9 protein-coding genes are annotated in these 8,797 nt (G+C 66.4%); all 9 read left to right on the top strand.

Annotated elements, in window-relative coordinates; all coding sequences use genetic code 11:
- Positions 1-521: 521 nt before the first annotated feature.
- Positions 522-1,940, top strand: coding sequence for a flagellar filament capping protein FliD (gene fliD / locus DBR20_RS18540; RefSeq protein ID WP_108267546.1), 1,419 nt, complete (start codon positions 522-524; stop codon positions 1,938-1,940).
- A 129-nt stretch (positions 1,941-2,069) separates the two neighbouring features.
- Positions 2,070-2,486 (top strand): flagellar export chaperone FliS, encoded by a 417-nt coding sequence (fliS, locus tag DBR20_RS18535; protein WP_108267544.1) that lies wholly within the window; start codon positions 2,070-2,072, stop codon positions 2,484-2,486.
- Positions 2,483-2,776, top strand: a complete 294-nt coding sequence (locus DBR20_RS18530) for a hypothetical protein (RefSeq protein ID WP_108267542.1) — start codon at positions 2,483-2,485, stop codon at positions 2,774-2,776. Before fliS ends, DBR20_RS18530 begins: the two co-directional genes overlap by 4 nt.
- The gene (locus DBR20_RS18525) at positions 2,773-3,351 is read left to right on the top strand and encodes a PilZ domain-containing protein (protein ID WP_108267540.1); all 579 of its coding nucleotides are present in this window, start codon (positions 2,773-2,775) and stop codon (positions 3,349-3,351) included. Before DBR20_RS18530 ends, DBR20_RS18525 begins: the two co-directional genes overlap by 4 nt.
- 91 nt (positions 3,352-3,442) lie before the next feature.
- Positions 3,443-4,075 (top strand): response regulator transcription factor, encoded by a 633-nt coding sequence (locus tag DBR20_RS18520; RefSeq protein ID WP_089241023.1) that lies wholly within the window; start codon positions 3,443-3,445, stop codon positions 4,073-4,075.
- A 300-nt stretch (positions 4,076-4,375) separates the two neighbouring features.
- The gene (gene rpoN, locus DBR20_RS18515) at positions 4,376-5,785 is read left to right on the top strand and encodes an RNA polymerase factor sigma-54 (protein WP_108267538.1); all 1,410 of its coding nucleotides are present in this window, start codon (positions 4,376-4,378) and stop codon (positions 5,783-5,785) included.
- 14 nt (positions 5,786-5,799) lie between these two features.
- The gene (locus DBR20_RS18510; RefSeq protein ID WP_049460600.1) at positions 5,800-6,177 is read left to right on the top strand and encodes a response regulator transcription factor; all 378 of its coding nucleotides are present in this window, start codon (positions 5,800-5,802) and stop codon (positions 6,175-6,177) included.
- Positions 6,174-7,679, top strand: coding sequence for a sigma-54 dependent transcriptional regulator (locus tag DBR20_RS18505; protein ID WP_108267536.1), 1,506 nt, complete (start codon positions 6,174-6,176; stop codon positions 7,677-7,679). Before DBR20_RS18510 ends, DBR20_RS18505 begins: the two co-directional genes overlap by 4 nt.
- A 483-nt stretch (positions 7,680-8,162) precedes the next feature.
- On the top strand, positions 8,163-8,606 hold the full coding sequence (locus tag DBR20_RS18500) for a hypothetical protein (RefSeq protein ID WP_108267534.1): 444 nt from the start codon (positions 8,163-8,165) through the stop codon (positions 8,604-8,606).
- Positions 8,607-8,797: the final 191 nt, after the last annotated feature.

The following is an 8,797-nucleotide window of genomic DNA, read 5'->3' as shown; positions in this document are numbered from 1 at the left end:
ATCCTGCAGCAGGCCGGTACGGCCATGCTGGCCCAGGCCAACCAGGTGCCGCAGGGCGTGCTCAGCCTGCTGCGCTGATCCACGGCAAGAAGGCGCCGCTACCGTCGGCTTGAACCGACGGTAGCGGCAACCCGACAGCCACTGTGTACACAGATGCGGGCCATGCCCGGCCCGGGAAGCTTCCCGAACCGTCTTGGCATCGCCCGCCCCTGCGGACCTCTCTTTCAGCGTTGTGCATTTTGACTGTACGTACCGGGCGGCTTCGTCTCCCCCCGATTGTCAGTAGCCTGATCCCTCCCCTGCATTGGGGGAGGGTTTTTTACAGACCCCCGGCAGTCCGCGGTGAACCTACCCGCACCCTGCCCCAGACCTCCTGCAACCGGCGTGCCAGAACCGTCCCACCGGCCAGTGGCACGGCGCATGCATCAACGAAGTCCTCAAGACCCAGCGGCGCAGGCCGCTATTTTCGTTGACGACGGGCCGCCGCACGACGGCCAGGCCCGTATACCAGGAGAAACGACGTGGCAGACTTTGGATACGGTGGCATTGGCTCAGGGCTGGACATCTCCAGCATCGTCAACCAGCTGGTCGCAGCTGACCGCAAGCCGGCCGACAACGCGCTGAACCTGCAGCAGTCCAAGACCAAGATGCAGCTGTCGTCGCTTGGCACGGTCACCTCGGCCTTCGACAAGCTGAAGACCGCCCTGACCGCGTTGAAGGCCACCACCGCCTTCGACACCCGAACCGTCAGCGCAACCGGCAAGGCCGGCCCCAACAACGCCGACGATGTGCTGACCGCATCGGTGGCGCTGTACGACCTCGGCACCAGCAAGGCGGCCGCATCCAACGGCACCCACAAGATCGAGGTGAAGAATCTCGCGTCGGCGCACAAACTGATCGCCGACACCTCGGTGCCCAAGACCGACACCTTCGGTGCCGGAACCTTGACGCTGACCGTTGGCGTGGGCGACAAGGCCAAGACGATGAACGTGGAGGTGGAGGAAGGCGATACCCTCACCACCGTCCGCAACAAGATCGACGCCGCTGGCCGCAAGGAAGGCGTGCAGGCGACACTGATCAGCTCCGGTGACAACCAGTACCTGTCCATCGCCCAGGAAAAAACCGGCGCGGCCAGCGCAATCAAGCTGGAATACGCCGGCAGCGATCCGAAGCTGGGCGCGCTGGTCGGCAGCCTGAAGGAAAACAGCCCTGCCAAGGATGCGCTGCTGACCATCGACGGCGTGGAAGTGGTGAGTGCCAGCAATACCGTGGCCGACGCCGTCCCGGGCCTGACCCTGAACCTGAAAGTGCCAGGTCTCAGCACCGTCACCATCAGCACCGACACCACCGCCGCGACCAAGGTGATGCAGGAGTTCGTCACCGCCTACAACGCGGCCATCGCGGCGATCAACACCGAAACCAAGTACGACCCAAAGACCAAGGAAGCCGCCACACTGACCGGCGATGCGCAGATGCGTGGTGCGATCGCGCAGCTGCGCTCGACGATGTCCGGCGTGCTCAAGGACCTCGCAGGCGACCAGCTGGACGCCAAGGCGCTCGGCCTGCAGACCCGCGGCTATCCCAACGCCGATGGCACCCTGGTGCTGGACAGCACCAAGTTCGCCGCAGCCCTCGCCGCCCAGCCGGAGAAGATCCGCCAGGCGGTCACCGGCGATACCGGCGGCGCCGGCCGGCTGTATTCACTGGTTGACGGCTACGTCAGCACCACGGTCGGCAAGGAAGGCGCGTTCGTCGCCCGCACCAAGGGACTGAACACCACGCTGGACAACATCGACAAGCGCCGCAAGGACCTGGACGCGCGCATGGTCGGTGTCGAGGCCCGTTACAAGAAGCAGTTCGTGGCATTGGACAGCCTGATGGGCAAGCTGCAGCAGAGCAACACCGCCCTGCAGCAGCAGCTGGCCCAGTTGAACCGCTGAGGAAACACGCGCGGCGCTCAAGTTTGGCGCCGTACGCACCGATAACGGACGCAACAGCAATCATCGCAGTGCCGGCGTCAACGGTCCCTTCGACCGCACCCCGGCACCCCGCGCAAGGGAGAATCACGAATGTACGGTTCCAGCCGTCAGTACGCCGAGCAGTACCGCCAGGTGGGTGTGACCAGTGCGGTCGCCGATGCCGATCCGCACAAACTGGTGGCGCTGCTGCTGTCCGGCGCACTGGAACGCGTGCGCCGTGCACAGGCCACCCTCGAACAAGGCGACCAGGCCGGCAAGGGCAAGGCGATCGGCGAAGCATGCGCGATCGTCGCCCACCTCAACGGCTCGCTGGACCATGAAGCCGGCGGCGAGATCGCCGGCAACCTGGCCGCGTTGTACGACTACCTGCTGCAGCGCCTGACCGAGGCCAACCTGCACAACGACCGCGCTGCACTGGACGAATCGCTGCAGCTGCTGGGCGAGATCGACGGTGCCTGGAATGCCATTCCGCACGAACAGCGCCGTCCCGCCGCGGTGGCGCCATGAGCCTGCTTGAACTCAATGCGCAGCTGGATGCGTTCGAGAAGGCCCTCGACGAAGAGGCGTTCGAACAGGCCGACAGCCTGCTCGATGGTCATGACAGCACTCTGCACGCACTGCTGAGCCAACCGCTGGGCAGCGACGACCACGCACCGTTGTCCGCGCTGCTGGAACGCCAGCAGAGCCTGCTTGGCCTGCTGCGCCAGCGTCGTGATGCCGTCTCCGTGCAGATGCAGGACGGCCGCCGCTCGCTTCGCGCCGCGCATGCCTACCTGCAGGCAGAATCGCTGGCATGACCGTCCTGCCGACCACGTCCCTGCATCACCCGGCTGAAAGCGAGCTGTTCGACGAAACGCTCAGCTGCGAACTGGCCCTGCCCGCCGAGTTCCAGGCCGGCAGTGCAGTGGGCCGGACCAGCAGTGCCGAAGGCCTGCTGCGCAGCCTGGCGCTGGTCGAAGACAGCCGCGCCGACGAACACGAAGAACGCAGCGAAGCCAGCCTGCAGCTGCAGCGTCTGGAGGCCAAGGTGGACCTGACCATGGTCCTGCTCGGCCGCCTGATCCGCCAGCAGGGCCAGGAACCGACGCTGCGCCCGGTGCGCTGGTCGCGCCGCGGCATCCGCCTGCAGCTGGGTCCGCGCAGCGGCAGCCTGCCCGGCCAGGCCGGCGTGGTCCGCCTGCAGCCTAGCGACTGGCTTCCCGACCATATCGACCTGCCGGTGGAAGTCATCGCCGAAGCGGCCGATGGCGGCGGTGGCCACTACCTGTGGCTGCGCTTCCATCGCCTTGGCGATGGTCTGGAAATGGCGATGGAGCGGCATCTGTTCCGGCTGCACCGACGGCAGGTGGCCGAGGCCCGCCGCGCACGCTGAAATCTGCCACCATGCAGGTAGACGGACGGCCCTTGGCGCGCCCGTTCAGCTAAGTTAAGGTGGTCACCCCTCCCCAACCTCCAGCGTGCCTGTGCGAGTTCTCATCGTCGACGATCACACCCTGGTTCGCGCCGGCCTGGCGCGGCTGCTGCAGGGGTTTGCCGACGTGCAGCTCGTCGCAGAGGCCAGCAATGCCGAACAGGCATTGCAGATGGCCCTGCTGCACGCCCCGGACGTGGTGCTGATGGACCTGTCGCTGCCTGGCCGTACCGGCCTGGAAGCACTGAGCGACATCCGCCTGCGTGCACCCGGCACGCGCATCGTGATGATGACCATGCACGATGACGCCGCCCACGTGCGCGATGCGCTCGATCGCGGTGCCGTCGGCTTCGTGGTGAAGGATGCCGCGCCGCAGGAACTGGAACTGGCGCTGCGTGCCGCGCATGCCGGCCAGGTATTCCTCAGCCCGCAGATCTCGGCCAAGATGCTGGCGCCGATGCTCGGGCGCGAGAAGCCGACCGGCATTGCCGCACTGTCGCCGCGGCAGCGCGAGATCCTTCGCCGCATCGGCAAGGGCGAGAGCAACAAGGAAATCGCCGCCGACCTGGGCATCAGCGTCAAGACGGTGGAAACCCATCGCGCGCGCATGATGGAATCGCTTGGCTGCCGTCGTGCCAACGATCTGCTGCTGCTGGCTGCGCGCCACCAGCACGAGCTGGAATGACGTCCGCGCGCCACGGGTAACGCCGTGGTACCGCCCACGGGCTTCGCGACGAAATACTGTCACCCATACGCGCCCCGACGGAATTCCGTACAACAGGCGCGAGCGATCACCACGGCGACCGACCACGAATCAACGATTTAGCGACCGGAATCGTCAAATTCCCGCGCTTATGTAGGGGATTTCCTTACACGCTGTCGGGAACGCCACCAACGCCCTCAGGAACCCCCCGATTCCGCCACTGCCGGATCAAAAGCAAGATGTGTTCCACAAGGCGTCGGGGAGCGGCGCCGGGGAACTGCAATGAAGGCTTCACTTTCTACCCAGCTGGGCCAACAGCTTCACCTCACCCCGCAGTTGCTGCAGTCGATCCGACTGTTGCAGCTCGACGGCCTGCACCTGGAGCAGGAAATCCAGCGGCTGCTGGATTCCAATCCGCTGCTGGAAATCGAAGACGCCGAAGCGCCCGTCGCTGAAGCCACCGATGCAGCCAGCACCACGGTCGATACGGCCGCCTTCGACGAACTGCCCGAATCCTCGATGTGGGATGTGTCCGGTGCCAACTGGCAGGACGGCGACGACGACCGCATGGCACGCATCGCCGCCGGCGAGTCGAGCGACCCGCAGCTGCGCGTGCTGCAGCGCCTGGCACTGGACCTGGACGAGCGCGAACTGGCCGTGGCCGCCTTCTGGCTGGAACACTGCGACGATGCCGGCTACCTGCAGGCGCCGCTGGCCCAGCTGCAGCTGCTGGCCAGCGCGCAGTTCGATATCGATGGCAACGGCGTTGAAGCCATCCGCCAGCACCTGCTGCAGGGCGAGCCGGCCGGCATGGCCGCGCAGGACCTGCGCGAATCGCTGCTGGCCCAGCTGTGCAGCCTGCACGGCGTGGTGCCGGCCCGGCATCTGGCCGCGCGCATTCTGCAGGGCGCGCTCGATGCGTTGGCCGCCCATGACTACCCCGCCCTCGCCCGCCAGCACGATGCCGAGATCGAGGACGTGCGCGAAGCCGTTCGCCTGATCCTGTCGCTGCAGCCGCGCCCCGGCGACAGCCTGCTGCCCGAGCGCAATGCGGTGGTGGTGCCGGACGTGGTCGCCTGGCACACCGACGAACAATGGAAGGTGGCGCTGAACCCGGCCACCAGCCGCCGGGTGTCGATCAACAGCCAGTACGAACAGGCCCTGGCCGACAGCGGCGAGGGGGCCCCGGCACTGCGCGAGATGCTGCAGGAAGCGCGCTGGTTCAGCCGCGGCCTGTCGATGCGCTACGACACCCTGCTGCGCACCGCGCGGGTGATCGTCGAGCGCCAGGCGGCCTTCCTGGTGCGTGGCGAGGAAGCCATGGCACCGCTGACCCTGAAGGAAGTGGCCGAGGAAATCGGCATGCACGAATCCACCGTTTCGCGCATCACCACCGGCAAGTACCTGCAGACCCCGCGCGGCACCTTCGAGCTCAAGCACTTCTTCGCCGTGCGCCTGGAAGGGGCCAGTGTGTCCGGCCAGGCGGTCAGGGCCATGGTCCGCCGCCTGATCGACGCCGAACCTGCCGGCCGCCCGCTGGCGGACGAGGCCATCGCTGGCCTGCTGTCCCGCCAGGGGGTGAACATTGCCCGTCGAACCGTCGCAAAATACCGCGAACAACTGGATATCGCCCCGGCCCGCGAACGGCGCCGGGTCAACGCCAGGCAACCGCAGCTGGCCCGGGTGGGCTGAAAAGGATGTTGGACATGAACAAGCTCACAGTTCTGCTGGTCGATGACCATGAGGGCTTCATCAACGCGGCGATGCGCCACTTCCGCAAGATCGATTGGCTGCAGATCGTCGGCAGCGCCGGCAACGGCCTGGAAGCGATCGAACGCTCGGAAAGCCTGCGCCCGCAGGTAGTGCTGATGGATCTGGCGATGCCGGAAATGGGCGGCCTGCAGGCCACCCGCCTGATCAAGTCGCAGGACGATGCACCGTATATCGTGATTGCCAGCCACTTCGATGACGTCGAACATCGCGAGCACGCGCTGCGTGCCGGCGCCGACAACTTCGTCAGCAAACTGTCCTACATCCAGGAAGTCATGCCGATCCTGGAAGGCCTCAGGGAGGATCGGTCGTGAGCGAATCGCGCATCCTGGTACTGGACAACGACGCAGTGCGTGCCGAGCGTACCGTCGCCCTGCTGGAATTCATGGACTTCAACCCGCGCTGGGTTTCCGACGCAGCCGATTTCGACCTGGCCCGCCAGCGCCAGAACGACTGGATGGCGGTGATCGTCGGCAATCTGGACGACAGTGCCGCCAGCACCGCACTGTACGCGTGGCTGGGTGGCAGCAGCCTGCCACCGCCGGTGCTGCTGGCCGACGGTGACGCCACTGCGTTCGCCCACCGGCATGGCCTGCACGAAGCCAACATCTGGCCGCTGGAGGCACCGCTGCGCCACGCGCAGATGGAAGCCCTGCTGCGCCGTGCCAGCCTCAAGCGACTGGATGCCGAACACCAGGCCGGCGCCGTGCAGGACCAGGGTCCGACCGGCAACGGTCCGGCAGTCAGCGCGCTGCGCACGATGATCGAGCAGGTCGCCGCGTTCGACACCACCGTGCTGGTGCTGGGCGAATCGGGCACCGGCAAGGAAGTGGTGTCGCGCAGCATCCACCAGCGCTCGCCGCGCCGCGACGGACCGTTCGTGGCGATCAACTGCGGTGCGATTCCGGCGGAACTGCTGGAAAGCGAATTGTTCGGCCACGAGAAGGGCGCCTTCACCGGCGCGCTGACCTCGCGCAAGGGCCGTTTCGAAATGGCCGAGGGCGGCACCCTGCTGCTCGATGAGATCGGCGACATGAGCCTGCCGATGCAGGTCAAGCTGCTGCGCGTGCTGCAGGAGCGCAGCTTCGAGCGCGTCGGCGGCAACCAGACCATCCGCTGCAACGTGCGGGTGATCGCCGCGACCCATCGCGACCTGGAAAGCCGGATTGCCGATGGCAAGTTCCGCGAGGACCTGTTCTATCGCCTCAACGTATTCCCGATCGACGTGCCAGCCCTGCGCGAGCGTCGCGAAGATTTGCCGGCGCTGGTGGAAACCATCGCCACCCAGCTGGCGCGCACCGGCCGCGGCGAAGTGCGCTTCACCCCGGAAGCACTGCAGGCGCTGGCCAGCTATGAGTGGCCGGGCAACGTGCGTGAGCTGACCAACCTGGTCGAACGCCTGGCGGTGCTGCACCCAGGTGGCTCGGTGCGCGTGCAGGACCTGCCGGCACGCTATCGCGGCGATGCCGCGCTGGCCATCGCGGCAGTTGCCGCTGCGCCGCCGCTGGTCGCCAGCGAAGAGCGCCTGGACCTGCGCAGCTTCTCGTTCCACACCCCGGGTAGCGGCAACCAGCCGTCGCTCGAACACGGCATCGCGGTCAACCGCGCCGCAGCGCCGGCCGCGTTGCCGGACGACGGCCTGGACCTGCGCAACCACATGGCCAACATCGAACTGGGCCTGATCAACGAAGCACTGGAACGCACCCAGGGCGTGGTCGCCCATGCCGCCCAGCTGCTCGGCCTGCGCCGCACCACCCTGGTGGAAAAACTGCGCAAGTACGGCATCGAACGCGAGCCGGCCGAACTGGCCAGCTGACACGCGTTGCCAGCATGAAGGGGGCACGAACGCCTGGGCTTGCCCGGGCGTTGGTGTTTGTACGGGTTGTTGTTGCCGGGCTGTCGCCCGGCGCCCGCAGAGGCACAGCTGAAGCAACGGCAAAGTCAACGGCGGCGGATAAGCTGTTCGGATTGGTGGGACGGTGCGGGCTTGCAGGACACGCCGTAAACCCATCCTTGTGGGCTCGATGGCGCCATCCATGGCGCCATCGATCCTGCAAGCCCACACCGCCCCACCTCTGACAGATTGCGGCGCATCGTCTCCCCTGGGTGTCTGATCTGGCAACTTGAGCCCCCACGCCTCCGACGGTTCTGCAGCAGCGTCCGGATTGCTCAGTAGATCCACGCCATGCGTGGATGACGGTGAGGGTACAAAGAACATCTCGCTGCTTTTGCACTTTTTCCTACAGACAACGCCACCGCGCTGCGGAGCATGGCAGGAACATCCCCAGGAGGTTCCGCCATGCATCGTCTTACTCTGTTCGCTGCCCTGCTCTTCCCGGCCCTGGCCGCGGCATCCAGCTGCGTCCTGCCCAGCCAACTCGACCAGCACCAGTTCACCAATCTCAGCGATCCGCTGTACCAGCCAGACAATCCGAATGCCGGGCGCATGGTGCAGGTCAGCTTCGTCGGCAATCAGTACGTGCTGGACATCCTCGGCACCGACCTGCGCATCGACGGCAGCTACCGCTACCAGCGCCTGGCTCCGCACATTGCGGAAATCCAGATGACCGAAGCCCACCCCGCCGGCCCTGCCCGCTACACCCTGCTGCTGACCTGCCTGACGGACCGCCAGGGTCGCTTCATCTACACCCAGCACGACGGCCCCATCGCGCCACGCCAGCGCCAGAATTCCGGACGCTGGACCCTGCAGCCCCAGGCCAAAAAACCGACGCCGGTTCCATGACGCGTCACGCCCCCGGGAACGCTTCATCCACGCATGGCGTGGATCTACCGTGTCGACCAAGATCGACACCTACCAGCAGCACAGAACGCCGTTCCGACAGATCGCGGCCAGCTGTCGAAGGCGGGGTGGGTCCGGTTGCGGGGGCGTGAGCCGCATGGATGCGGCGACCGAGCTTACATGGACGTACTTGC

This window comes from Stenotrophomonas sp. HMWF023 (genome assembly GCF_003060985.1).
GTDB lineage: Bacteria > Pseudomonadota > Gammaproteobacteria > Xanthomonadales > Xanthomonadaceae > Stenotrophomonas > Stenotrophomonas lactitubi.
The sequence above is the reverse complement of the archived record's forward strand: the minus strand, read 5'-3'. Positions and strand labels throughout refer to the sequence as shown.